Below are 23,785 nucleotides of genomic sequence, written 5' to 3'. Positions count from 1 at the left end.
TTTCCAGGAAGGGGATCGTGTTGGGATCTTCATCGAAGGCAAGATATGGCACGACATCTTTGTGTCTTTGCGTGAGCTATGAAAATCTCGCGCAAAGGCGCAAAGGCGCGAAGAGATGCGTGAAGCGTTCGATAGGTTGACACGGTAGACAGGTTTTGATCGCCTTGAATATATTGGAGAATGAGGAAGCGGCGCGCGGTTGGATTGAAGCGGCCTTCGCTCCGACGCCGACGCAATGGGAGCGGATCGAGCGCTTTGCCGCGATGCTTGTCGATGAGAATGCGCGGCAGAATCTGATCGCGGCCTCGACGATCCCGCATCTGTGGGTGCGGCATATCGCCGACAGCGCGCAGCTTCTGGCGTTCGACCGCGACAGCGACGGGCTATGGATCGACCTCGGCAGCGGGCCCGGATTGCCGGGGTTGGTCGTCGCCATCCTGAGCGGGCGGTCGACGCTGCTCGTCGAATCGCGGCGGCGGCGGTGCGAATTCCTGCGCGCGGTCGCGGCCGATCTCGATCTGGCGCATGTCGAGGTCGCCGAGGCGCAACTCGAACGCGTCGAAACGCGCGCCGCCGCGACGATCAGCGCGCGCGCTTTCGCGCCGATCGACCGGTTGATCGACTTATCCGCGCGTTTTTCCACCGAATCGACGCACTGGCTGCTGCCGAAAGGGCGAAACGCGGTTAAGGAACTGGCATCTCTGCCCCCGGCATGGCAGAAGATGTTTCACGTGGAACAGAGCCACACCGACGCCGACAGCCAGATTTTGGTCGGGCGCGGCAGGATCGTGGCTAAACAGCGAGGAAAGCGATGATCCGCATTGCCGTGGCGAACCAGAAGGGCGGGGTCGGCAAGACGACGACCGCGATCAACCTGGCCACGGCGCTCGCGGCGACCGGCTGGCGGACGCTGATCATCGACCTCGACCCGCAGGGCAACGCCTCGACCGGGCTCGGGATCAAGCAGGCGCAGCGCGAGCTTTCGAGCTATGACCTGCTGCGCGGCGACGCGACGCTCGCCGAATGCAGTGTCGCGACCGCGATTCCACGGCTCGACATCGTCCCCGCGACGGTTGACCTGTCGGGGGCCGAGATCGAACTGATCGAGTTTCAGGACCGGCTCCACCGGCTGCAGCAGGCATTGGCGAGCGCCGAGGCGGGGCAGTGGGACATCTGCCTGATCGACTGTCCGCCGTCGCTCGGCATGCTGACGCTCAATGCACTGATCGCCGCCGAATCGCTGCTCGTGCCGCTGCAATGCGAATTTTTCGCGCTCGAGGGACTGAGCCAGTTGCTCACCACGGTCGAGCGCGTGCGCGGGCGCTTCAACCCGCAACTTTTCATCCTCGGCGTCGCGCTCACCATGTTCGACCGGCGCAACCGGCTGACCGACCAGGTGTCGGACGATGTCCGCGAGGTGCTCGGCCCGGTGGTGTTCGAGACGGTGATCCCGCGCAACGTGCGGCTGTCGGAAGCGCCGAGCCACGGGCTGCCGGCGCTGATCTACGACCATCGCTGTGCGGGGTCGGCCGCCTATATCGCGCTCGCGCGCGAGCTGCTCGGTCGCCTGCCCAATGTTCGCAAGGCCGCTTAAATGACTGATAGTAAAGACGAAACTTCGGGTTCTTCGGCGCGCAAGCGTCCCTCGGGGCTCGGGCGCGGGCTGAACGCGCTGTTCGGCGACGTCGCGGTCGAATCGCCGGTGCTGGCGAGCCCCGGCAGCGCGGCGAAGGCGGTGCCCGCCGCCTCGGGCGACGCGGTGCAGCATATCGCGGTCGGGACGATCCGCCCGCTGCCCGGCCAGCCGCGCCGCCATTTCGATGAGGCGGCGATCGCCGAACTCGCCGAATCGATCGCCGCGCGCGGGCTGCTCCAGCCGATCATCGTGCGCCGTGCGCCGGGCGGCGAGGGCTATCAGCTCGTCGCAGGCGAGCGGCGCTGGCGCGCGGCGCAGCGCGCCGGGCTGCACCAGATTCCGGCGCTGGTGCGCGAGCTCGACGACGCAGCGACCTATGAGATCGCGCTGGTCGAGAACATCCAGCGCGAGGATCTGAGCGCGATCGAAGAGGCGAGCGCCTATCGCAAGCTGATCGAGGATTTCGGCCATAATCAGGAGGCGCTCGCGAAGCTGGTCGGCAAGTCGCGCAGCCATGTCGCGAACCTGATGCGCCTGCTCGACCTGCCGCGCGGCGTCCAGGCGCTGGTCGGCGACGGCAGCCTCGCGATGGGGCATGCGCGCGCGCTGATCGGCGCGTCCGACGCCGAGGAGATCGCGCGCAAGGTCGTACGCGAAGGGCTGTCGGTGCGCGCGGTCGAGGCGCTGGTGCGCGCCGAGAAGGGTGGCGGACGCAAGGGCCGCCTCGAATATAAGAGCATCGACGGCGGGCGCGACCCCGATATCGTCGCGGTCGAACGGCATCTGTCCGAGCTGCTGGGGATCGGCGTCGCGATTCAATATGGCGGCGGCGGCAAGGGCGCGCTGACGCTGAAATTCGCGTCGCTCGACCAGCTCGACATGATCTGCCAGCGCCTGTCGGGCGAATCGATCTGAGGCACGGCTGCGCCGGACGAGGGCCGATCTTGTCCCGGCGCGGGCCGCCGAGAGGGAGAAAATGCACGCTTCCTGCCCGGAGAAATCAAGATAAATATTTGATATAAAAAGAGTTATATGGCTGACGGCCGCTAATCCCTAACGCGCCGTTTACCATGCTCGCTGGCAAAGGCTGAACGGCTGTCGCGCTAAACGGTTAGGCGAATGGGGTGGGATTTCCATTCGACACGACTGCTTAAAGGGACCAATCATATGCGCACCATGACGATGAAGCGCGCCCTCGCGGGCGCCGCACTTGCTGCCCTCGCGATGAACGCGTCGGCGGCGCACGCCGCCTCGGCGACCGGGACGGCCAAGGCCAAGATCCTGCGCCAGATCACGCTGACCAACACCAGCGACCTCAACTTCGCGACGATCATCAGCGGCGCGACCGCCTCGACCGTCGCGGTGTCGACCGCCGGGGGCGTGAGCTGCGGCGCGGGGCTGACCTGCACAGGCACGACGACCGCCGCCAATTTCGACATCCAGGGCACGAACAACGCCGTGGTGCTCGTCGGCGGCGATTCGAGCGTGACGCTCAACGGCTCGCTCGGCGGGACGATGACCGCCGCGCTCAGCTATTCGGCGAGCTCGGTCACGCTGACCAACGGCCCGGGCACCGTCGGCGGCAGCTTTCAGGTCGGCGGCACGCTGAGCGTCGGCGCCAACCAGGCGTCGGGCGATTATTCGGGGACGTTCAACGTCACCGCCAATTATCAATAAAGCGCTGTGAGGCGGCTGGCGAGGCCAGCGCCTCGCCAGCCGCGGAAAAAAGGGGCCGCCGGGCGTCGTCCGGCGGCCCTTTCGTTTCGCGCAGGCGGCCCCTCGCATCATGCTTAGCGAAATATCAACCATGTTGGCGCTATCTGGTCGCGACCAGCCAAAAGGGGCGGCGTGCCGTCCCGACCAGCGATTGTGGGGATCGTGCCGATGTTTCGTTCTGTGGGGGCCTTGCGCCTGTTTCTCGCGGCCGCGCTCGCTGCCGCCGCGCTGCCCGCGCACGCCGCGGGCGACCTGCTCGTCGCGCCGACGCGGCTGATCCTCGACGGATCGCGCGGCACCGAAGTGGTGCTCAACAATATCGGCGCCGAGCCCGCGACCTATCGCATCAGCCTCGAGATCAAGCGGATGACCGCCGAGGGCGGGCTCGACGAGATCGACGAGGCCGAAGCGACGCCGGCCGAGAAGACGGCGCTCGCCATGATCGCCTTCAGCCCGCGGCGCGTGACGCTGCCGCCCAATCAGCCGCAGGTGATTCGCGTCGGGGTGCGGGTACCCGAGGGGACGCCGGCCGGCGAATATCGCGCGCACATGCTGTTCCGCGCGGTGCCCGACGCGGCGCCCGCGACGGCGCCGAAAACGGGGGGCGAGGGGGTGTCGATCGCGCTCACCCCCATCTATGGCATCACCATCCCGGTGATCGTGCGCGTCGGCGATCTCGGCGCCGAGGCGCGGATCGGCGACGCGCGGATCGCCGAGACGCGCGACGGGCCGGCGTTCGCGTTCGAGTTGACGCGCAGCGGCGAGCGGTCGGTCTATGGCGATATCGAGGTGACGCGGCCGGGGGCGGCCGAGCCGCTGCTCGTCGCGCGCGGCATCGCGGTCTATCCCGAGGTGAGGCGGCGCAGCGTGGCGCTGCGCATCCCGCCCGAGGTCGCGGCGACGCTCAAGGGGCCGGTGCATATCCGCTACAGCGAGGACCGCGAGATCGGCGGCGCGACGATCGACGAGGCCGATCGGGTGGTGAAATAGGAATCGGACGGACAAGTCAGGCGCGGCCGGGATGCGGTGGGGGCGCTTCATCGTCGCCGCGCTGGCGCTGGCGGGACTCGTGCCCGCCAGCGCCGAAGCCGTTGATACCAGCCCCGTTTCTCCTTCTTCCGCAGCGTGGGCGCCGAACGAGGACGATGCCTGGCTGTTCGAGCTGCGCTCGGGTCCGTACCGGCTCGGCGACGGGGTGCGCGGCTATCGCACGCCCGAGGGGGTGTGCGTCGACCTGGGCGACATGGTGCTCGCGCTCGACCTCGCGGTGCGCGTCGACCGGAAGTTGCGCCGCGCAACGGGCTGGGTCTTCGACGAACGGCGCGCGTTGACGATTGACCGCGACGCGGGCGAGGTGCGCGCGGGGAACCAGGGCTATCGGATTGCCGCGACGGCGATCCGCGATACGCCCGCGGGATGGTGCGTCGATCTCGCCAACCTGAAGGACTGGCTCGGCGTGCCGATCGCCGCCGACTTGCCCAATGCGGTGCTGCGCATCGACGCGAAGGAGAAACTACCCTTCCAGCTCGCGGCCGAACGCCGCGCGCGCGCCGCGGGAATCCGCCCCGCCGCGCGCTTCGACCTCGCGAGCCTGCCGCAGGCGGCGCGGCCCTATCAGGCGTGGGCGACGCCGTCGGTCGACGTCGTCGCGTCGGCGGGCGCGGTGAAAGACGAGCGCGGCGGCTCCTATGTCCAGGTGCGCTACGAGATTTTCGCGGCGGGCGAGGCGCTCGGGCAGAGTTTCGACGCGCGGCTCGCGTCGGACGAGAAGGGGGTGCCCGACAGCCTGCGGATGCGGCTCTATCGCACCGATCCCGCAGGAACGCTGCTCGGCCCGCTCCGCGCGACCCATTATGCGGCGGGCGACGTCGCGCTGCTGTCGACGGGGCTGGTCGCGCAGAGCGCTCCGGGGCGCGGCGCGGTGATCACCAACCGGCCGGTCGAGCGCCCCGACGCCTTCGACAAGACGAGCTTTCGCGGCGACCTTCCTGCGGGCTGGGACGCCGAACTGTACCGCAACGGGCAGTTGCTCGCCTTCGCGAGCCCCAATGGCGACGGCCGCTACGAATTTCTCGACGTGCCGCTGCAATATGGCGCGAACCGCTTCGAGATCGTGCTTTACGGGCCGCAGGGCCAGATCCGGCGCGAGATCAAGGAGCTGCAGGTCGGGATCGATTCGATCCCGCCGCGCCAGACCTGGTATTGGGCGGGGTTCGCGCAGGAAAATTCCGACCTGATCGCATTCGGCAATCGCCGCCAGCCGTGGCGGCGCGGCTGGCGCGGGACGCTGGCGATCGAGCGCGGACTCGACGCGCGGACCTCGGTCGCGGGCTATGCCCACAGCCTGATGATCGAGAATGTCCGCCGCAACTATGGCGAGGCCGCGCTGCGCCGCTCGATCGGGCCGTCATTGCTCGAGGTCGCGGCATCCTATGCCGACGACCGCGCCGCCGCGGCGCGACTGAGCTGGCTCGCGGCCTTTGGCGAGACCTATGTGCGCGCCGACGCGATGCGCGGCTGGGGCGGCTTCGTCTCCGACCGCTTTTTTGGCGGTGTGACCGGCCTCTATTCCCTTTCGCTCGACCAGCCGGTCAAGCTCGGGCGCAGCGTGCTGCCGCTCCATCTCGACCTGTCGCGCACCGAGCGCGCGTCGGGAATCGCGAGCCTCGACGCCAGCGCGCGCGCCTCGGCGAGCTTTCGCGCGATGACCTTCACCGGCCAGCTCGACTGGAGCCGGTCGCACGTGCCCTTCGGCCCCGATCCGCCCGACAGCCTGACCGCCAGCCTGCTCGCCAATGCGCGGATCGGACGCATCCGGCTGCGCGGCGAGGCGCGCGTCGCGCTGGCGGGCGCGAGTGCCGATTCGCGGCTGACCGCGATCGCCGAATGGTCGGGAAAGGGGGAGGCCGAATGGCGCGCCGAACTCGGCTATGACAAGGGGCTCGGCCGTGCGAGCGCCGGGCTCGGTTATACGCGCCGTTTCAAGCGCTTGCAGCTATCGGGCTTTGGCGAGATGGCGAGCGACGGGTCGGTCGCGGCGTCGCTGTCGCTCGCCTTCAGCTTCGGCCCCGACCCCGCGCGCGGCGGCTGGCGGATGTCGAGCGAAAAGCTCGGTGGGCGCGGGCAGGTGCTCGCCGATGTGTTCATGGACGACAATGGCGACGGCGTGCGCCAGCCGGGCGAGGCGGCGGTCGCGCGGGTACCGCTGACCGCAGGCAACGCCTATGTCGATGCCGCGACCGACGCCGACGGGCGTGCGGTGATCGACGGGCTCGAACCCTTCCGCCCGCTGTTGATCGGCATCGACGCGGGTAGCCTGCCCGACCCCTATGTCCAGCCGGCACTTCCCGGCGTCGTCGTCACCCCGCGCCCCGGCGTCGCGACGCGCGTCGCGCTGCCGATGAGCGCGGCAGGCGAGATCGAAGGGGTTGCGATGCGCGCCGGCGGCAATGCGATCGAGGGGCTGAGCCTCGAGCTCGTCGATGCCGAGGGCCGCGTGCGCGCCACGGCGCTCAGCGAATTCGACGGCTATTTCCTGTTCGAAAGCGTCCCCTACGGCCGCTACACGGTGCGGATGGCGAAGGCGTCGGCGGCCGCGCTGCGGCTCGACCCCGCGTTCGTGCTGAGCGCGATGCCGGGCAAGGCGAGCCCGCGGGTACGGCTCGGCACGCTGGCGCTGAAGCCGCTCGCGGGGGTGCTTGCCGACGCCGGGACGATCCTCGAAGGCGACGCCGGCGCGCTCGGCCCGCCGGGCGGCGAGGATGCGGCCGGCGGCGGTTCGTGATAGGATCGCCGCGCGGATCAAGGCCGGCAGGGAGAAGGGACATGGAAGCGCAGGATGTCGCCGCCGATTGGCGCCGCCAGCGCCGAAAGGGGATCGGGGCCATCGCCGCCTCGGCTGTCGTCGCCGCTGCGCTCTGGCTCGCGATCCGTCACCTCGCGCCGCCACTCGCCGAGATGGAGACGGTCGCCGACCGGCTGACCTTCGCCTTCAAATGCTGGTGCCTCGCGGTTTTCTTCTGCCTTGCGATGGGCGTAGAGGCGGTCGCGCACGAGCGGCTGCAATCGCCCGCCTTCGACCCGCTGGCCGGCTACGAGACCCGGCGCCTGCGGGTCAATCAGCGTTATCTGCAGAACACGCTCGAGCAACTGATCCTGTTCACGGCGGCGCTTTTCGGGCTCGCGCTCTACAGCGACGACGGTGACGGGATGCGCGCGGTCGAGGCGACCGCCTTCGTCTGGATCCTGTTCCGCTTCGTCTTCTGGATCGGCTATCACCGCAGCGCCGCGATGCGCGGACTCGGCGCGCCGGGGCTGATGCTCAGCCTGATCGTCCTCGCCTATGTGATCGTCCGCATCGGCCTCGATCTCGGCGGGCCTGTCGCCGCCGCGGGCGCGATGGGTCTCTTTCTCGCGATCGAGGCCGTGCTGTTCCGAACCACGCGCGCGCGTCCCGGCGGTGGAGAACCCTAGTCGGCGCGATCAGGCCGCGAAGCGCACATGACCCTCGGCGTCGATCGGCCACGCCGGATTCCATGCGATTTCCCAGGCGTGGCCGTCGGGATCGGCGACATAGCCGCGAAAGCCGCCATGCGGCGGCGCGTCGGCCGCGCGGAGCAGCGTGCCGCCCGCGCCGACGAGCGCGTCGATCAGCGGCGCGACTTCGGCTTGCGCCGCGACATTGTGGGCGAGCGCAAAGGGTGCGTCGCCGCCGGTCGGCGCGCGCTGCATGTCGTCGGCGAGCGCGGGTTTCAACCAGGTTCCGAAGACGAAGCCGTTCATCTGGTAGAAGAGGATCTCGTCATTTTCGAACACCGGCCGCCAGCCGAAGCCCTGGGAATAGAAACGCCGCGACGCGGCGAGATCGGCGACGCCGAGGGTGATGACCGAAATCTGCTGTTGCATGGGTCCAGGCTCCTTCGTTCGCGCCGGCGGGATTGCTGGGGCGGCAAAGGCCTCGGGACGCATCGCCTGCGGGCGAAGGCCAGGACTCGCGGGGTGCGAGGGCCGGGCCAACCGCACCGGCCTGCTCCTTTTCAGGCGGGGACGAGTATGCGGCGGCGGGGAACGGGAGGCAAGGGGCTCATCCCCGCCGGCCGTCAATCTTGTCTCGGCTTCAGGGCGCAACGCGGCGCCCATTTGCTGCCGATGCACCTCCGCTTTCCTACTACTCCGTTAACCAGTTTTTAGGCCCGCTGCGCCACAGGGGTAGGCGAGCTTTTTGCTGCGTGGGGATTATCGATGCCTGACAACCAGAACCGGCCGACGAGTGTGGACGTCGCGATCATCGGCGCCGGGCCGGCGGGGCTGACCGCCGCCTATCTGCTGACGCAGCAGGGATATTCGGTGACGGTGATCGAGAAAGACCCCGTCTATGTCGGCGGCATCAGCCGCACGGTCGAGCATGAGGGCTTTCGCTTCGATATCGGCGGCCATCGCTTTTTCTCGAAAAGCCAGGAGGTCGTCGACCTGTGGAACGAGATTTTGCCCGACGACTTCATCCAGCGCCCGCGGATGAGCCGCATCTATTATGAAGGCAAATTCTACTCCTATCCGCTGCGCGCGTTCGAGGCGTTGTGGAATCTCGGGATCATGCGATCGACCCTGTGCATGGCGAGCTATGCCAAGGCGAAGCTGTTTCCGAGCCGGACGGTGCGCAGTTTCGAGGATTGGACGATCAACCAGTTCGGGCGGAAGCTCTATTCGATCTTTTTCAAGACCTACACCGAGAAGGTGTGGGGAATGCCGTGCGACGAGATGTCGGCCGACTGGGCCGCGCAGCGCATCAAGGGGCTCAGCCTCGGCGCCGCAGTGCTCGACGGGCTGAAGCGCAGCCTGGGGCTCAACAAGGCGCCGAACGACGGCATGGCGACCAAGACCCTGCTCGAAACCTTCCGCTATCCGCGGCTCGGCCCCGGCATGATGTGGGACGCGGCGGCGGGCAAGGTGCGCGCGGGCGGTAATCATGTGCTGATGGCGCACAGCTTCAGGCAATTGACGCAGGACCAGAAGAGCGGGCGCTGGCGGCTGACCGCGAGCGGGCCCGACGGCGACATCGTGATCGACGCGGAACATGTGATCAGTTCGGCGCCGATGCGCGAGCTTGCGGCGCGCATTCACCCGCTGCCGGCCTGCGCGCTGACCGATGCGCCGGCGCTCAAATATCGCGACTTCCTGACCGTTGCGCTCAAGATCCGCTCGGAGGATCTGTTCCCCGACAACTGGATCTATATCCACGACAGCAAGGTGAAGGTCGGCCGGGTGCAGAATTTCCGCAGCTGGTCGCCCGAAATGGTCCCCGACCCCGCGATCGCGTGCGTCGGTCTCGAATATTTCTGCTTCGAGGGCGACGGGCTCTGGTCGTCGAGCGACGACGAGCTCGTCGCGCTGGCGACGAAGGAAATGGCGATCCTCGGCCTCTGTGACCCCGCCGATGTCGTCGGCGGCGCGGTGGTGCGGCAGGAAAAGGCCTATCCGGTCTATGACGATGATTATGCCGCGCATGTCGCGGCGATGCGCGAGGAGCTCGAGGCGCGCTATCCGACGCTCCACATGGTCGGACGCAACGGCATGCACCGCTACAACAACCAGGATCATGCGATGATGACCGCGATGCTGACGGTGCGCAACATCGCCGCAGGCGCGCGCGTCTACGACATCTGGGGCGTCAATGAGGATGCCGAATATCACGAGAGCGGCAGCGAGGGCGAGCGCGCCGCGCTCGCATCGGTGCGCGCCGTTCCCGGCCGCGCCGCCAAGGCGGCGTGACGTCGCTTTTGCCCGGAGGACCGCGGCGATGATCGACAGGGCCTTGCAGATGATCGACGCGGCGCGGTGCGGCGAAGCGCGCTGGATCGCCTATCTGTTCGCGAGCGGGCTCGCGCTCGGCACCGACGCCGGGCTGTTCCTGCTGCTGCTCGATGGCGGGCTGGCGCCCGTCGCCGCCTCGGCGCTCGGCTATGGCACGGGCATCCTCGTCCATTGGCTGGTATCGAGCCGGCTCGTCTTTGCCGACGGCATCGCGGCGCGCGGCACGGACGAGCGCCACCGCCAGAAGCTGCTGTTCGTCGGCTCGGCGCTCGTCGGTCTCGCGGTGACCACCGCGATCGTCGGCGCCGGGAGCGCGCTCGGCCTCGATGCGCGTCTCGCGAAGCTCGCCGCGATCGTCGTCAGCTTCCAGACCACCTATCTGCTGCGCCGCCACGTCGTCTTCCGTCCGGACGCCGCGTGAGCGCCGGTACCCTCGCGGCCGAGGGCGCGAAGACCCCCGAGACTGCGCCGTTCTTCGCGGCGTGGATGACGCCGGTTCGCGTCGCGCTCATCTTCTGGGCGGTCGTCGAGGTCGCGATCTTCATCGGGCAATGGCCGGCGATCACGGCGCTCCAGCTGAGCGACACCGACGACGCGATGCGCATGGCGCAGGTGCGCGACCTTCTGGCCGGGCAGGGCTGGTGGGACCTCATGCAATATCGGGTCAATCCGGCGGATGGCGGCGTGCTGATGCACTGGTCGCGGATCGTCGATGCGCCGATCGCGGGCGGAATCCTGTTGCTGCGGCCGTTTTTCGGCCAGCCGCTCGCCGAGCAGATCGTGATGGCGCTGTGGCCGCCGCTCCACCTCGCGGCGCTGCTCGCCGCCGCCGCGCTCGGCTTCCGGACGCTGTCCGACCGGCGCATCGCCTTTGTGGCGCCGCTCTATATTCTCTTCGCCGGCTATATCATGGTGCAGTTCCGGCCGCTGCGCGTCGATCATCACGGCTGGCAGATCTTCCTCGCGATGCTGATCCTCTGGCAGGCGCTGCGTCCCGCGAGCCGCGGCGCCGGGCTGCTCGGCGGGCTGTTCGCGGCGATGCTGGTCGCGGTGTCGATCGAGGGGCTGCCGATGGCGGCGCTTTTCGCGGGAATCGCGGCGCTGCGCTGGGCGCTGAACGGCGACGCCGCGAACCGCGACCGGCTCCTCGGCTATATGGGCGGGCTGGCGGGGGGCGCGATCCTCTTTCAGTTCGCGACGCGCGGGCCGGCGGGACTCGCGGGGGCGTGGTGCGATTCGCTGTCGGCGCCCTATCTCGCCGCCTTCACGGTCGCCGCGGCCGGCAGCGGGGTCGCGGTGGCGCTGCGGCCGTCGCGGCCATGGCTTCGGTTGCTGCTTCTCGGCGGGGCGGCCGTCCTCGCGGCGCTCGCGCTCGTCGCGGTCGCGCCCGAATGCGCGCGCGGCCCCTTCGCGTCGCTCGATCCGATCGTCGATCGTTACTGGTATCGCCGCGTGATCGAGGGGCAGCCGATCTGGGCCGCGAAGCCGCACAATATTCCGTTTCTGATCGTCCCCTCGCTGTTGGGGTTCGCGGGCGCGGGACTCGCATGGCTGCGCAGCGCGAGCGCCGAGGACAGGCGCCAATGGGCGACGATCCTGATCGCACTCGCCGGTGCGACGGCGCTGTCGCTGCTGGTGATGCGCAGCGTTTCGACCGCGCATCTGATCGCGGTGCCGGGCTGCGCCTGGGTCGGGCTGTGCCTGTGGAGCCGGGCGCGGGGGCTCGCCGGCGCCTTGCCGCGCATTGCGGGCTCGGCGCTCGCCGCCGCGACCGTGCCGCTCTTCGCCAGCCTCGCGGTCGCCGCGCCGCTCGGCTGGGTCTTTCCGGCGTTGCAGGCGCCCGACGAGCGCCGCGCCGCGGCGGACACGCCAAAGCGTCAGAACTGCCTCGACCCCGCCGCGATCGCGGCGCTCGACCGGCTGCCGCCGGCGACGATCCTTGCGCCGATCGACCTCGGCGCGCCGCTGATCTTCTGGACGCCGCATCGCCTCGTCGCGACGCCGCACCATCGCAACAAGGAGGCGATGGCCGACACGATCCGCGCGTTTCTGGGCGATCCCGCCAAGGCCGAGGCGCTGGTGCGCGGGCGCGGCGCGACGCTGATCGTCGTCTGCCGCAGCGCGAGCGATTTCGGCAATTACCGCAAGGCGCGCGCCGACGGGCTGGCGGCGCGTCTCTATACCGGCAAGCCGCCCGCCTGGCTCGAACCGGTTCCGCTCGGCACCGCGACGGGATTGGCGGCGTGGCGCGTCAGGCCGGCCGGAAGCTGAGCGCGGCGCCGTTCATACAATAGCGCTTGCCGGTCGGCTTCGGCCCGTCATTGAAGACATGGCCAAGGTGGCCGCCGCAGCGGCGGCAATGGACCTCGGTGCGCGCATAGCCGAGTTCATGGTCGGTCGAGATCGCGATCGCGTTCTTCAGCGGCGCCCAGAAGCTCGGCCAGCCGGTGCCGCTCTCGAACTTGGTCTTGCTCGAATAGAGCGGCAGCGCGCAGCCGGCGCAGGAAAAGATGCCCGCGCGATGCTCGTCGTTGAGCGGATTGGTGAAAGGACGCTCGGTCACCGCCTCGCGCAGCACCTTGTACTGGAAGGGGGTGAGCCGCGCCTTCCACTGCGCGTCGGACAGGCGCCAGCCGGGCTCGGCCAGCGGCCGCCTCGACTTGGCGAAGAGCATCGGCGCGCCGATGAGCGCGCCGCCAAGCGCGAGACCGCCGAGAAGATAGCGCCGTTCGATCATATCCGTTGATACGGGACCGGCCCGCGTGAGGTTTCAGCCGCGCATCAATATTTTTCGAGCACCACCGGCAGATGGCGATAGCCGTGGACGAAGCTCGCGTGGACGCGCTCGGGCTCGCCGACGACGTTCACGCGCAGCCGGCGCCGCTGCATCTCGGAAATCAGCGCGGTGAGCTGCAGCTCTGCGACGCGCGCCCCGACGCAGCGGTGGATGCCGTAGCCGAAGGCGAGGTGGCGGCGCGCATTCTCGCGGTCGACGATGATCCGGTCGCCGTCGGGAAAAATGCTCTCGTCGCGGTTCGCCGAGGCGTACCACAGCGCGATCTTGTCGCGCTTCCTGATCTGGTGGCCGAACAGTTCGGTATCCTCGGTCGCTGTGCGGCGCATGTGCGCCAGCGGGGTCTGCCAGCGAATGATCTCGTGCATCGCGTTGACCGCGAGATCGGGATCGTGGTTCGCCTCGAGCTTCGCGCGCTCCTCGGGGAAGCAGTGGAGGCCATAGGCATAGGACGACATCGAATTGCGCGTCGTATCGTTGCCGCCGACGATGAGGAGGATGAGGTTCCCCATGAATTCCTCATGGCTCATATGGCTCATCGCGTCGGACTGGAGCATGATCGAGATGAGGTCGTGCGGCCCCGGCGCCTGCGCCTTGCGGTCCCACAGCTCCTTGAACGCCGCGCCCATCTCATAGGCGATCGCGAGCCGCTTTTGCCTGAGTTCGACGGTGTTGAAGCTCTCGATGTCGCCGAGCGCGTCGGACCAGGCGGTGAGCTTGTGCCGCTCCTCCCACGGGAAATCGAAGAGAATCGCGAGCATCTGCGTCGTCAGCTCGATCGACAGCTTCTCGACCCAATCGAACGTCTCGCCGATGGGGAGCGTGTCGAGCACCGCGGCGGTGCGCGCGAGCGTGTCGGCGCGCATCCGCTCGATCTCCGACGGGCCGAAGGCGGGGGCGACGGTGCGGCGCTGTGCGGTGTGCTGCGGCGGATCCATCGCGATGAACATCGGCATCGGGACCTCGCCCTCCTGCAGATGCTCGATTCCGTCGCCCGCAACGGTGATGCCACCATATTCCCACGAAGAGGAGAAGATCTTGGGCAGCGCCTCGATATGCTGGATCGGCTTATAGGTCGTCACCGACCAATAGGGCCCGAACTTCGAATCCTCGCAATAATGGATCGGCGATTCGGCGCGCAGGCGGGCCATCGGCTCCTGCCAGCGATCCTCGCTCCACAATTCGGCGCGGGAAACGTCGAGCGGATCGGGGTTTTCGGGGGCAACGCGAAATTGGGTGGCCATCGGGGCAGCTCCTCTTCGGAGGCCGTCTCGCGCGGCCTGGATGAGTTGCAGAATGCCACTATTTACAGCTTTGTCAACGGCGGGGTGAGGGCGATTCTGGAGTGGGGAGGGGCCATCCAACCTCGTCATGCTGAACTTGTTTCAGCATCCATGGCCCGGTCTCTCCTTCGGCGCTGCGCCCAATTCAAGGGCAGGCCATGGACCCTGAAACAAGTTCAGGGTGACGAAGAATTCAATGTCCCCTTCCGGTCGCAACCGAACGGCGCCCGCTAGCGGATCACCGCCGCGCGGCCGCATCGGCCGCGGTTGCGGCGGCGGTCGCTACTCCCGCGCTGCGTTTCCAGAAGCGCCAGTCGCTGCGCCCGCTCAGCACGCCTGAGCGGAAGAGGCGGACCGAGAGGTAGACGACGAGCGCGACCCATATCGCCTGCCAGCCGAGCGCGAGCAGATGCACAGCCTTCGCGTCGTCGGTCGCGGCGCGCGCCGCCATCGCGAGCGGCGAGGAGAAGGGGATGATCTGGGCGATCGTCGCGAGGCCGCTTCCGGGCGCGTTGGCGGCGGCGGTCGACAGGCTGAACATCGCGACCTGGAAGATGGTGATCGGCAGGCTGAGCATCTGGATCTCGCGCACCGTCGAGGCCTGCGCGCCGACGCCGAGGAAGACCGCGCCGAGGAGCAGGAAGGCCATGACGAAATAGAGGAATGACATGCCGATAAAGAAGGGCCAGCCGGTTGCCGGTGCCACCGCCAGGACGGCCGGCGGCGCCGAAGCCCCGGCCGCCGCGCCCGCCTGCGCCATCGCGGCGGGATCGATCTGGGTCATCGCGATCAGCCCGCCGCCGACCGCCATCGCCGTCCAGAAGGCGATGAACAGGATCGCGACGCCGAGCAGCCCGAGCAGCTTGCCGAGAAAGACGCTTTCGAGCGGCACCGCGGCGGCGAGGATCTCGATCACCTTGTTGCCCTTTTCCTCGGCGAGCATGCCGACCGACTGGCCCGCGAGAAGCAGGGTCAACAGGAAGATGACGAAGACGGCGCCGAAGCCGATCGACTGCTGCGCCGCGATGCTCGTACCGCCACGCGTCAGGCTTTCGAAGCGCGGCGCGGCGGGGGCGATGGCGCCCGCCGCCCGGTTCCGCAGCACCTCGGTCGCAAGCAGCGCGAGATAGCGGCCCGAGCGGCTGCCCGCCTCGCGCTCGACGATGCGCGGAGCCGCGAGGGACCCGCTCATCACCGCATAGGTATCGCGGCCTTTTTCCTGCGCGACCGCGACCGGATCGGTGTTCGCTGCGGCGATGCGCAGCTCGAGCGCCGCGGGGCGGTCGCCGGGCAGCGCGTCGCGCAGCCGGTCGTCGGCGTCGCGCAGCGCCTCCATGTCGCCCGGATCGGCGATCACGACGAGGCGCCCGGCGCCGCGCGCACTGTCGGCGAGCTGTGAGGCGCCGACGCCGCCCAATGCCCCCATGCCGATCATGAACAGCGGCGCAAGCAGGAAGAGAAGGAAGGTCGGGGTCGCGACGATCGACAGGAAGTCGCGCCGCGCGATCACGAACAGCGTGCGCAGAAAGGGGCTCATGCCGCGGACTCCTCGATCGCGTCGGCATGCGCGTCGGCGTCGAACCCCGCGTCGACCTGGCGGACGATATGGACGAAGGCATCGTGGAGCGCGGGGCGGACGATCGACAGGCCGGCAACGCCGTGGCCGCTCGCGGTGATGCGCGCGAGCAGCGGTTCGACCGCGTCGTCTTGAATCGGGAATTGCCATGCGTCGCCGCGCCGTTCGGCTCCCGCGGGCAGGAGCGCGGCGAGCGCGGGATCGTCGGTGCGCGGCGTGTAGCGCACCTGCATCGGCAGCAGCGCGCGCGCCGCGTCGACGGTGCCCTCGAAACGGCGCGCCGAACGGGCGATGATCGCGATGCGGTCGCAGAGGCGCTCGGCATGCGCCATGACATGGGTGGAGAAGAGGATCGTCGCGCCGCGCTCGCGCTCGCGCCGCACCAGCGTTTCGAGCCGCTCCTGGTTGACCGGGTCGAGCCCCGAGAAGGGTTCGTCGAGAACGATCAGGTCGGGGGCGTGGACGATCGATCCGATCAGCTGGACCATCTGCGCCATGCCCTTCGACATCTTGCGGATCTTCTCGTCGATCACGCGCTCGAGCCCGAGTTCGGTCATGAAGGTCGCGGCACGGCGGCGCCCCTCGGCCCATTCGAGCCCGCGCAGCGCGCCCATGAAGGCAATCGCCTCGCGCGCCTTCATCCCGGGGTAGAGGCCGCGCTCCTCGGGCAGATAGCCGACGCGGTGACGCACCGATTGCGGCGTATGGCCGCCGAGCAGCCGGCTCTCGCCCGAATCGGGGTCGACGATGCCCAGCATCATGCGGAGGCTGGTGGTCTTGCCCGCGCCATTGGGGCCGAGCACGCCGTAGATGCTGCCCGTCGGCACTTCGAGGCTGACATGATCGACCGCCTTGAAGGCGCCGAAATATTTGGTGAGGCCTTTCGCCTCGACGCTGAGCTCGCTCAAAAGCCGGTCCCTGATCATTTCGTGCAAGCTATGGCACGGCAATGGGGTTGGCGTATAGGGCGCCAATGGTTGCCGAAGCCTTGCCCCCTCTTGAACAGCGGCTCGAAGCCGTCGCGCGCGCGCACGGCTTCGCCGCCTTCGGCATCGCGCGCGCCGATGCGGCGCCCGAGACGGCGGCGCGGCTGAACGCGTGGCTCGCCGAAGGGTGCCACGGCGGCATGATCTGGATGGAAAGCCGGGCCGCCGAGCGCGGGTCGCCGCAGGGGTTGTGGCCCGAGGTGCGGTCGGTGATCGCCTTGGGCATGAGCTATGCGCCCGCCGCCGACCCGCTCGCGCTCGCGGACGAGCCCGACCGGGGGCGCATCTCGGTCTATGCGCAGGGGAGCGACTATCACGACATCGTCAAGAAGGCGCTGAAGGCGGTCGCGCGCTGGCTGGTCGCCGAAGCGCCCGGCGCTGACGTGAAAGTGTTCGTCGATACCGCGCCGGTGATGGAAAAGCCGCTCGCGGCGGCGGCGGGGCTCGGCTGGCAGGGCAAGCATACGAATATGGTCAGCCGCGAGCACGGGAGCTGGCTGTTTCTGGGGGCGATCTACACGACGCTCGACCTTGCGCCGGCGCGGCCGGGGCGCGACCGCTGCGGCAGTTGCCGGGCGTGTCAGGACGCGTGCCCGACGCAGGCCTTTCCCGCGCCCTACCGGCTCGATGCGCGGCGTTGCATCTCCTACCTGACGATCGAGCATGACGGGCCGATTCCGGTCGAGCTGCGGCGCGGCATCGGCAACCATGTCTATGGCTGTGACGATTGCCTCGCGGTCTGCCCGTGGAACAAGTTCGCCGAAACCGCGCATCGGCACCGCGCCTTCCTGCCGCGCGCCGAGCTTGCCGCGCCGGCGCTCGCCGATCTGCTCGACCTCGACGATGCGGGATTCCGGCAGGTCTTCGCAGGATCGCCGATCAAGCGTATCGGGCGGAACCGCATGGTGCGCAACGCCGCGATCGCGGCAGGCAACAGCGGCGATGCGGGCTTCCGGGCGCGGCTCGCGGCGCTGATCGAGGACGAATCCCCGATGGTCGCCGATGCGGCCGCCTGGGCGCTCGCCGAACTGGCGGAATGACGTCATTTAAGCCCTCCTTTTGGAGAGGAGGGAAAAGGTCACCGCTGGAGCGCGGAGATGCAGCCATCGATGCTGGCGTCGCGGCCGTCGGGCGCGCGGGCGTCGACGTGGGTGGCGAGCGGCTTCGCGCCCTGTTTGGGGGCGTAATAATAAACGTCGAGGATGCAGGCGTCGCCCGCGAACTGCAATTTGCGCCCCGTGCCTTCGGTCACGTCGAGCCGCGGCTTGCCGAACAGGCCGATCGCCGCGTCGGCGTCGTGGCCGATCAGGCTGTTGTGCTGGACGACGCGCGGCGGGGCGATCGGCGTCGGTGCGGGTCGCGGCGGGGTCGGCCGGGCGGCGGCGGATCGCGGCGGCGTCGCGCGCGGGATCGCGGGACCGGCACAGCCGGCGAGCAGCAGCGCGAGGCCCGCGATGGGTCCCAGATGGTGGTGCCGGATCATCTGTCGTCCCTCTTCCCCAGGTGAAGCATGTGCACGGCCATAGCGGCGCCGGCGATGGGGGCCAAGAAATTGGCGACGGGAATCAGGAAAGCTGCGGCGGACAGCAGCCCGAGCGACCAGCGCGCGGCTCGGTCGAGGCGTGGCCGGTCGGGGTGACGCGCGAGGACCATCGCCTCGAGGTCGCGGCCGAGCAGCAGCGCGTTGACCGCGAGCGCAAGCAGTAGCGTGCCGACGCCGGTGACGAGAAGCAGGATATAGAAGGGCAGCGCGACGAGATTGCCGAGGATCAGCCGCGCCAGCGAGGCGAGCGCGAGGCGGATGTTCTGTCGCCATCCGACGTCGACCGCGCGCCGCGCGGCGGCGGGATAGTGGCGCGTCTCGATATCGGCGACGATGCCATCGGCGAACAGGCCGACGACGACGATCGCGACGGCGCGGAAGAGGAGCCAGCTCGCGGCGATCAGCGCGAAAATGATCACGATTCCCGCCATGTCGAGGTTCGCGCCGGCAAGCCACTGCCCATGGGCGAGCGCCCAGCGCGCGCCGAAGAAGATCGCCGCGCCGGCGGCGAGGAAGATCAGCAGCGTCAGCGCGAGGCTCGCCGCGAGGATGCGCAGCACCCGCGGGCTGGGCAGGTCGCGGAGCGCGAGCAGCAGGGCGTGGACGGCGCGGGCCATGGCGCCGGGATGCGGGGCGCCGCCGCGCGCGTCAAGCGTCGCGCTTGCCTTGGCGCGCGCCGCCGATTAAGGCGCGCGGCAGCTTTTCCCAACATCACAGGAATTTTCATGGCCTCCACCGCCCGTTTCGACGTCGTCGCCATCGGCAATGCGATCGTCGACGTCATCGCCCGCGCCGACGACGCGCTGATCGAGGCCGAGGGCCTCACCAAAGGCTCGATGCGGCTGATCGACGCGGCGGAAGCGACGCGCCTCTATGCCGCGATGGGCCCCGCGGTCGAGATGTCGGGCGGGTCGGCGGCGAACACGCTCGCGGGGATGGCGGCGCTCGGCCGCCGCTGCGCCTTCATCGGGCAGGTCGCCGACGACCAGCTCGGCCACGTCTTCACCCACGATCTGCGCGCGCTCGGCGTCGCCTATGACACGCCGCCGCTCAGTGGCGGAGCGCCGACCGCGCGCTGCCTGATCCTCGTCACCCCCGACGGCCAGCGGACGATGAACACCTTCCTGGGCGCGAGCCACCTGCTCGAGCAGGCGATGATCGACGAGGCGGTGATCGCAGATTCGGACATCCTCTATCTCGAAGGCTATCTGTGGGATCCGCCGCTGTCGCGCGCCGCGATGCGCCGGGCGATCGACGTCGCGCGCGGCGCGGGGCGCAAGGTCGCCTTCACCCTCTCCGACGCCTTCATCATCGACCGCCATGGCGAGGATTTCCGTGCGCTGATCGCCGAAGGGCTGTTCGACATCCTCTTCGCGAACGAGGTCGAGATCAAGGCGCTCGCCGGCGAGGCGGATTTCGAGGCCGCGGTCGCCAAGGTCGCCGCCGACGTGCCACTGCTCGTCGTGACGCGCAGCGAAAAGGGGGCGATCGCGATCATGGGCGGGACGCGCACCGAGGTCGGCGCCGAGCCGATCGACGCGGTGGTCGACACCACGGGCGCGGGCGACCTCTTCGCCGCGGGCTTCCTCGCGGGTCAGGCCGAGGGCCGCGTGATTGCCGACTGCCTGACGATGGGCGCGGTCTGCGCGCGCGAGATCATCGCGCAGGTCGGCCCGCGGGCGCAGACCGACCTCAAGGCCGAGGTCGCGGCGCGCCTGGGCTGAGTTAGGCGGCGGGGGTTTCCGCCGCTTCGGGGTGCTTGCGGAACAGCGCGCGGTCGGCGGGGCCGAAGCCGCGCGTCCAGATCAGCCAGGCATAGACGCCGAGGATGAAGGGCACGCCGATCAGCAGCTCGGCCCATTCGGGGAGCTGGGTCGCGCCCCATCCGAGCACCGCCGCGCCCGCGGTCGCCCAGACCAGCGCCCAGCGCAGGCTGTTGACCGGGGCCTTCAGGATGCGCGCGAGCAGCCAAGCCTTCGCCACCGAGGCGAAACCGAGCGCGAGCATCAGCGCGAGCGCGACCGCGCCGGCATAATAGATCGGCGCCAGCCCCATCGACTGCGCGACGAGGATCAGCCCGACGCTGAGCACCGCCTGCAGCGCGAGCGTCGCGAGGCTGATCAGGAGGTTGCGGTGGCGCGCGACATAGACGAGCGCCGCCTCGCTGACCACCGCGGTCGCCGCGACGACCTCGGCGGCGAGCAGGAAGGCGAGCGCGCCGGTGCCGCCGACGAATTCGGGGCCCACGAGCCCCATTACCGCCTCGCCCGGAATGCCGAGCGCGAGCGCGACCCCGGCCTGCGCCGCGATGATCCAGAAGCCGACCTGGCTGACCTGCGCCGCGACCGCAGCGAAGCGCTTTTCGGCGAGGCTGCGGGTGATGACGGGGCCGAGGATCGGCTCGAAGCTGGTCTTGAGCTTCTGCGGCAGCGAGGCGACCTGCTGTGCCATGTAATAGATGCCGTAGATCGTCGGCGAGGTGAACTGGCCGAGGATGAAGAGGTCGAGCCGGCGCGTCCCCCATTCGATCGCGTCGGCGGCGGCGAGCGGCGCGTTGCGGCGCGCAAGCCCGATCAGGTGCGCCATATGCGGGCGCCACACGCCCGGGCCGCCATAGTGGCGGATCATCGGCCACAGCGCCGTCAGAAAGGCCGCGACCATCGCCGCGGCATAGGAGAGCATCAGCCCGTCGCGCATCGACACGAACCAGAAACCGGCCGCCGCGATGCTGATCGTCCACGGTTCGACGATCGCCCGCGCGCGCACCGTCGCGCCGATGTCGAAGCGATAAGCGCAGGCGGCGAGCGCGATTTCGGTTCCCGCGATCGCGAAGACGAGGAGCGCCATCCAATGATCGGTGCCGCTGATGTCGCCCGCCGGATACATGAGCTGCGGGACGAGGAAGAGGATCGCCGAGCCGAGCGCCGAGGCGAGGAAGGCGACGAACATGCCGTCCCACACGACGATGCGCGGATCGGCGCCCGGCGCGCTCAATTGCTCGGCGAGGCCGCGCTTGAGGCCGAGCGTCGCAACCTGCGCGACCAGCTCGATGACGAGCACCGCGAAGGCGAAGCGGCCGACCAGATCGGCGCCGTACCAGCGGCCGGCGACATAAAGGAAGGGGAGCCGCGCGATGAGGCGCAGCACGAAACCGAAGAAATTGGTGCGCCCACCCTTGGCGAGCGCCGCCGCATCGGCGTCGGGCATCGGCTGATCGGGGCCGGAATCGGAGGGCGGGGGCGCGGCTGCGCTATCCGTCTGGCTCAAGCCTGGCGCCCCTTCTGCTTTTCCCCGCCGCGCAGCCTAGCGCGCGCGGGCGGTGCAGGCAATCGCGGGCGTGCCGTTGCGGAGCGGTTTTGTCTCACGCGCCTTCGCGTCGCAGCGGGCGGCTGAGCAGCGCCTGAACGGCATCGGCGACGCTGGTTTCACCCGCAACGAGGCGCGCGACGGCGCCGGTGATCGGCATGTCGATGCCTTCGACGCGCGCCGCTGCGGCGACCACCGGGGCGCTGAACGCGCCCTCGGCGACGGTACGGCGGTCGGCCATCAGTTCGGCGGCCGACATTCCGCGCCCCAGCCCTTGGCCGAGCGCGAAGTTGCGTGAATTGGACGAGGTGCAGGTGAGCACGAGGTCGCCGAGCCCGGCGAGCCCGGCGAGCGTTTCGGCCTGCGCGCCGCGCGCGAGGCCGAATCGCGTCATCTCGGCGAAACCGCGGCTGATCAGCGCCGCGCGCGCGTTGAGCCCCAATCCGGCGCCGTCGACGATGCCGCAGGCGATCGCCAGGATATTCTTGACCGCGCCGCCGATCTCGGCGCCGATCACGTCGGTCGAGGCATAGGGGCGGAAATGCGGGCGCGCGAGCGCGCGGGAAAGGGCCTCGGCGAGCGCCGGATCGTCGGCGGCGAGGGTGATCGCGGTCGGCAGCCCCGCCGCGACCTCGTGCGCGAAGGTCGGGCCCGACAGCACCGCGCGCGGGCGGGCGGGAAAGGCTTCGCGCGCCATGTCGACCGGAAAGGCGAAGCTTTCCGCCTCCATCCCCTTGCTGCAGAAGATCAGCGGGGCATCACCCGGCGGAAGCGCGGCGAGAACGGCGCGCAGATAGGGGACGGGAACGACGACGAGCAGCGCGTCGAGCCCCGCGAGGTCGGCCAGGTCGACGGTCGCGGTCAGCGAGGGCGAAAGCGCCGCGTCGGGAAGGAAAAATGGGTTTCGATGCTCCGCGTTGATCGCCGAGACGACCTCCTCCTCGCGCGCCCAGAGCCGGACCGGCGCGCCGTCCGCGGCGAGGAGTTGCGCGAGCGCGGTGCCCCAGGCGCCGCCGCCGACGACGCCGAAGCGCGAAAAGGGTGGCGTCATGCTTTCACGCGTCATGCCTTGACTCCGGCTCCGCGCACCGCCTCGGCTTCGGCGTCGAGCGGCCAGCGCGGGCGCGCCGCGACCGACAGCGGGTCGGTGAGCCCCGCGGCGAAGCGTTCGGCACCCGCCCAGGCGATCATCGCCCCATTGTCGGTGCACAGCCACAGCGGCGGCGCGACGAAGGGTTTGTCGAACCGCGCCGCGAGCTCGGTCAGCGCGGCGCGGATCGCGCCATTGGCCGCGACGCCGCCGGCGACGACGAAGGCGCTCGCCTCGGGGCAGGCGGCGAGCGCGACGCGGCTGCGGTCGACGAGGCAGTCGACCACCGCCTGCTGGAAGGAGGCGGCGAGGTCGGCGACGCTGTGCTCGCCCGACGCCGCGGCGCGCGCAACCGCGCTCTTGAGCCCGGCGAAGGAGAAATGCGGCTCGCGGCTGCCGACGAGTGGGCGGGGAAGGGGGACCGCGCGCGGGTCGCCGCCCGCCGCCACGCGCTCGACCGCCGGGCCGCCGGGATAGCCGAGCCCGAGCAGCTTGGCGGTCTTGTCGAACGCCTCGCCCGCCGCGTCGTCGATCGTCGTCGCGAGGCGGCGGTAATCGCCGACGCCCCGGACGAGGAGGAGCTGGCAGTGGCCGCCCGAGACGAGCAGCAGCAGATAGGGAAAGGCGAGCCCCGCGTCGGTAAGGCGCGGGGAAAGCGCGTGCCCCTCGAGATGATTGACCGCGATCAGCGGCTTGCCCGCCGCGTGCGCGAGCGCCTTGCCGGTGACGAGCCCGACCATCACCCCGCCGATCAACCCCGGCCCGGCGGTCGCGGCGATCGCGTCGATGTCGGCGAGCGAAACCCCCGCATCGCCGAGCACTCCCTCGACGAGCGGCGCGAGGCGATCGACATGCGCGCGCGCCGCGATCTCCGGGACGACGCCGCCATAGGGCTTATGCTCGGCCTCCTGCCCCGCGACGCGATGCGCGAGGACGCGCCGTTCGCTGTCGACAAGCGCCGCCGCGGTTTCGTCGCAGCTCGATTCAAGGCCAAGGATCAGGGTCATATGATATGCCCCCTTACTCGCGCGAAGCGCAGGGGGGC

22 protein-coding genes are annotated in these 23,785 nt (G+C 69.5%); 12 read left to right on the top strand and 10 right to left on the bottom strand.

What is annotated here, in order from left to right; all coding sequences use genetic code 11:
- Positions 1-155: 155 nt before the first annotated feature.
- The 7 genes from rsmG to CD928_RS14425 all read left to right on the top strand — a co-directional run bounded on the left by rsmG (position 156) and on the right by CD928_RS14425 (position 7,825).
- Positions 156-815, top strand: a complete 660-nt coding sequence (gene rsmG, locus CD928_RS14455; RefSeq protein WP_255247178.1) for a 16S rRNA (guanine(527)-N(7))-methyltransferase RsmG — start codon at positions 156-158, stop codon at positions 813-815.
- Positions 812-1,594 (top strand): ParA family protein, encoded by a 783-nt coding sequence (locus CD928_RS14450; protein ID WP_095387792.1) that lies wholly within the window; start codon positions 812-814, stop codon positions 1,592-1,594. Before rsmG ends, CD928_RS14450 begins: the two co-directional genes overlap by 4 nt.
- On the top strand, positions 1,595-2,551 hold the full coding sequence (locus tag CD928_RS14445; RefSeq protein ID WP_095387791.1) for a ParB/RepB/Spo0J family partition protein: 957 nt from the start codon (positions 1,595-1,597) through the stop codon (positions 2,549-2,551). It begins immediately after the preceding gene.
- A gap of 252 nt (positions 2,552-2,803) precedes the next feature.
- Complete coding sequence (locus CD928_RS14440; RefSeq protein ID WP_095387790.1) at positions 2,804-3,313, top strand: DUF4402 domain-containing protein; 510 nt, start codon at positions 2,804-2,806, stop codon at positions 3,311-3,313.
- A 207-nt stretch (positions 3,314-3,520) separates the two neighbouring features.
- Positions 3,521-4,342: a molecular chaperone gene (locus CD928_RS14435; RefSeq protein WP_095387789.1), complete on the top strand. Its 822-nt coding sequence runs from the start codon at positions 3,521-3,523 to the stop codon at positions 4,340-4,342.
- Between the two features lie 31 nt (positions 4,343-4,373).
- On the top strand, positions 4,374-7,136 hold the full coding sequence (locus CD928_RS14430; protein ID WP_095387788.1) for a carboxypeptidase-like regulatory domain-containing protein: 2,763 nt from the start codon (positions 4,374-4,376) through the stop codon (positions 7,134-7,136).
- A gap of 41 nt (positions 7,137-7,177) precedes the next feature.
- The gene (locus CD928_RS14425) at positions 7,178-7,825 is read left to right on the top strand and encodes an MAPEG family protein (protein WP_095387787.1); all 648 of its coding nucleotides are present in this window, start codon (positions 7,178-7,180) and stop codon (positions 7,823-7,825) included.
- Positions 7,826-7,834: 9 nt separating this feature from the next.
- Here the strand turns inward: CD928_RS14425 and CD928_RS14420 are convergent, their stop codons facing one another.
- The gene (locus CD928_RS14420) at positions 7,835-8,257 is read right to left on the bottom strand and encodes a VOC family protein (protein WP_095387786.1); all 423 of its coding nucleotides are present in this window, start codon (positions 8,255-8,257) and stop codon (positions 7,835-7,837) included.
- A gap of 336 nt (positions 8,258-8,593) precedes the next feature.
- Between CD928_RS14420 and CD928_RS14415 the strand changes: the two genes are divergently transcribed.
- Genes CD928_RS14415 through CD928_RS14405 form a run of 3 tightly spaced genes read left to right on the top strand, consistent with a single transcriptional unit; the run spans position 8,594 to position 12,433 of the window.
- Positions 8,594-10,120, top strand: a complete 1,527-nt coding sequence (locus tag CD928_RS14415) for an NAD(P)/FAD-dependent oxidoreductase (protein ID WP_095387785.1) — start codon at positions 8,594-8,596, stop codon at positions 10,118-10,120.
- Positions 10,121-10,148: 28 nt separating this feature from the next.
- Positions 10,149-10,583, top strand: a complete 435-nt coding sequence (locus CD928_RS14410) for a GtrA family protein (protein ID WP_095387784.1) — start codon at positions 10,149-10,151, stop codon at positions 10,581-10,583.
- Positions 10,580-12,433, top strand: coding sequence for a hypothetical protein (locus tag CD928_RS14405; RefSeq protein WP_095387783.1), 1,854 nt, complete (start codon positions 10,580-10,582; stop codon positions 12,431-12,433). Before CD928_RS14410 ends, CD928_RS14405 begins: the two co-directional genes overlap by 4 nt.
- Here CD928_RS14405 and msrB read toward each other — a convergent pair.
- From msrB to CD928_RS14385, 4 genes are all read right to left on the bottom strand, one after another.
- The gene (gene msrB, locus CD928_RS14400) at positions 12,414-12,899 is read right to left on the bottom strand and encodes a peptide-methionine (R)-S-oxide reductase MsrB (RefSeq protein ID WP_095387782.1); all 486 of its coding nucleotides are present in this window, start codon (positions 12,897-12,899) and stop codon (positions 12,414-12,416) included. The two genes, CD928_RS14405 and msrB, sit on opposite strands and share 20 nt — an antisense overlap.
- Positions 12,900-12,943: 44 nt before the next feature.
- Positions 12,944-14,200 (bottom strand): cytochrome P450, encoded by a 1,257-nt coding sequence (locus CD928_RS14395; RefSeq protein WP_095387781.1) that lies wholly within the window; start codon positions 14,198-14,200, stop codon positions 12,944-12,946.
- A 277-nt stretch (positions 14,201-14,477) separates the two neighbouring features.
- Positions 14,478-15,776 (bottom strand): ABC transporter permease, encoded by a 1,299-nt coding sequence (locus CD928_RS14390; protein WP_095387780.1) that lies wholly within the window; start codon positions 15,774-15,776, stop codon positions 14,478-14,480.
- The gene (locus tag CD928_RS14385; protein ID WP_095387779.1) at positions 15,773-16,741 is read right to left on the bottom strand and encodes an ABC transporter ATP-binding protein; all 969 of its coding nucleotides are present in this window, start codon (positions 16,739-16,741) and stop codon (positions 15,773-15,775) included. The genes CD928_RS14390 and CD928_RS14385 overlap by 4 nt, the downstream gene beginning before the upstream one ends.
- A gap of 47 nt (positions 16,742-16,788) precedes the next feature.
- Between CD928_RS14385 and queG the strand changes: the two genes are divergently transcribed.
- On the top strand, positions 16,789-17,841 hold the full coding sequence (queG, locus tag CD928_RS14380) for a tRNA epoxyqueuosine(34) reductase QueG (protein ID WP_095387778.1): 1,053 nt from the start codon (positions 16,789-16,791) through the stop codon (positions 17,839-17,841).
- Positions 17,842-17,879: 38 nt separating this feature from the next.
- Here the strand turns inward: queG and CD928_RS14375 are convergent, their stop codons facing one another.
- A complete protein-coding gene (locus CD928_RS14375; RefSeq protein WP_095387777.1) occupies positions 17,880-18,284 on the bottom strand; it encodes a hypothetical protein in 405 nt (134 codons plus the stop codon).
- Positions 18,281-18,961: an EI24 domain-containing protein gene (locus CD928_RS14370; RefSeq protein ID WP_095387776.1), complete on the bottom strand. Its 681-nt coding sequence runs from the start codon at positions 18,959-18,961 to the stop codon at positions 18,281-18,283. The genes CD928_RS14375 and CD928_RS14370 overlap by 4 nt, the downstream gene beginning before the upstream one ends.
- A 108-nt stretch (positions 18,962-19,069) precedes the next feature.
- On the opposite strand from CD928_RS14370, the gene CD928_RS14365 reads away from it, so the two are divergent.
- Positions 19,070-20,068, top strand: coding sequence for an adenosine kinase (locus CD928_RS14365; protein ID WP_095387775.1), 999 nt, complete (start codon positions 19,070-19,072; stop codon positions 20,066-20,068).
- A gap of 1 nt (position 20,069) precedes the next feature.
- On the opposite strand, the gene CD928_RS14360 is transcribed toward CD928_RS14365, so the two are convergent.
- The 3 genes from CD928_RS14360 to tsaD all read right to left on the bottom strand — a co-directional run bounded on the left by CD928_RS14360 (position 20,070) and on the right by tsaD (position 23,747).
- A complete protein-coding gene (locus CD928_RS14360) occupies positions 20,070-21,551 on the bottom strand; it encodes a lipopolysaccharide biosynthesis protein (protein WP_095388072.1) in 1,482 nt (493 codons plus the stop codon).
- Between the two features lie 154 nt (positions 21,552-21,705).
- A complete protein-coding gene (locus CD928_RS14355; RefSeq protein ID WP_095387774.1) occupies positions 21,706-22,716 on the bottom strand; it encodes an NAD(P)H-dependent glycerol-3-phosphate dehydrogenase in 1,011 nt (336 codons plus the stop codon).
- Entirely contained in the window at positions 22,713-23,747 is a 1,035-nt protein-coding gene (gene tsaD / locus CD928_RS14350; protein ID WP_095387773.1) for a tRNA (adenosine(37)-N6)-threonylcarbamoyltransferase complex transferase subunit TsaD, read from the bottom strand. Before tsaD ends, CD928_RS14355 begins: the two co-directional genes overlap by 4 nt.
- Positions 23,748-23,785 lie beyond the last annotated feature (38 nt).

Source organism: Sphingopyxis sp. GW247-27LB, assembly GCF_002277025.1.
GTDB lineage: Bacteria > Pseudomonadota > Alphaproteobacteria > Sphingomonadales > Sphingomonadaceae > Sphingopyxis.
The sequence above is the reverse complement of the archived record's forward strand: the minus strand, read 5'-3'. Positions and strand labels throughout refer to the sequence as shown.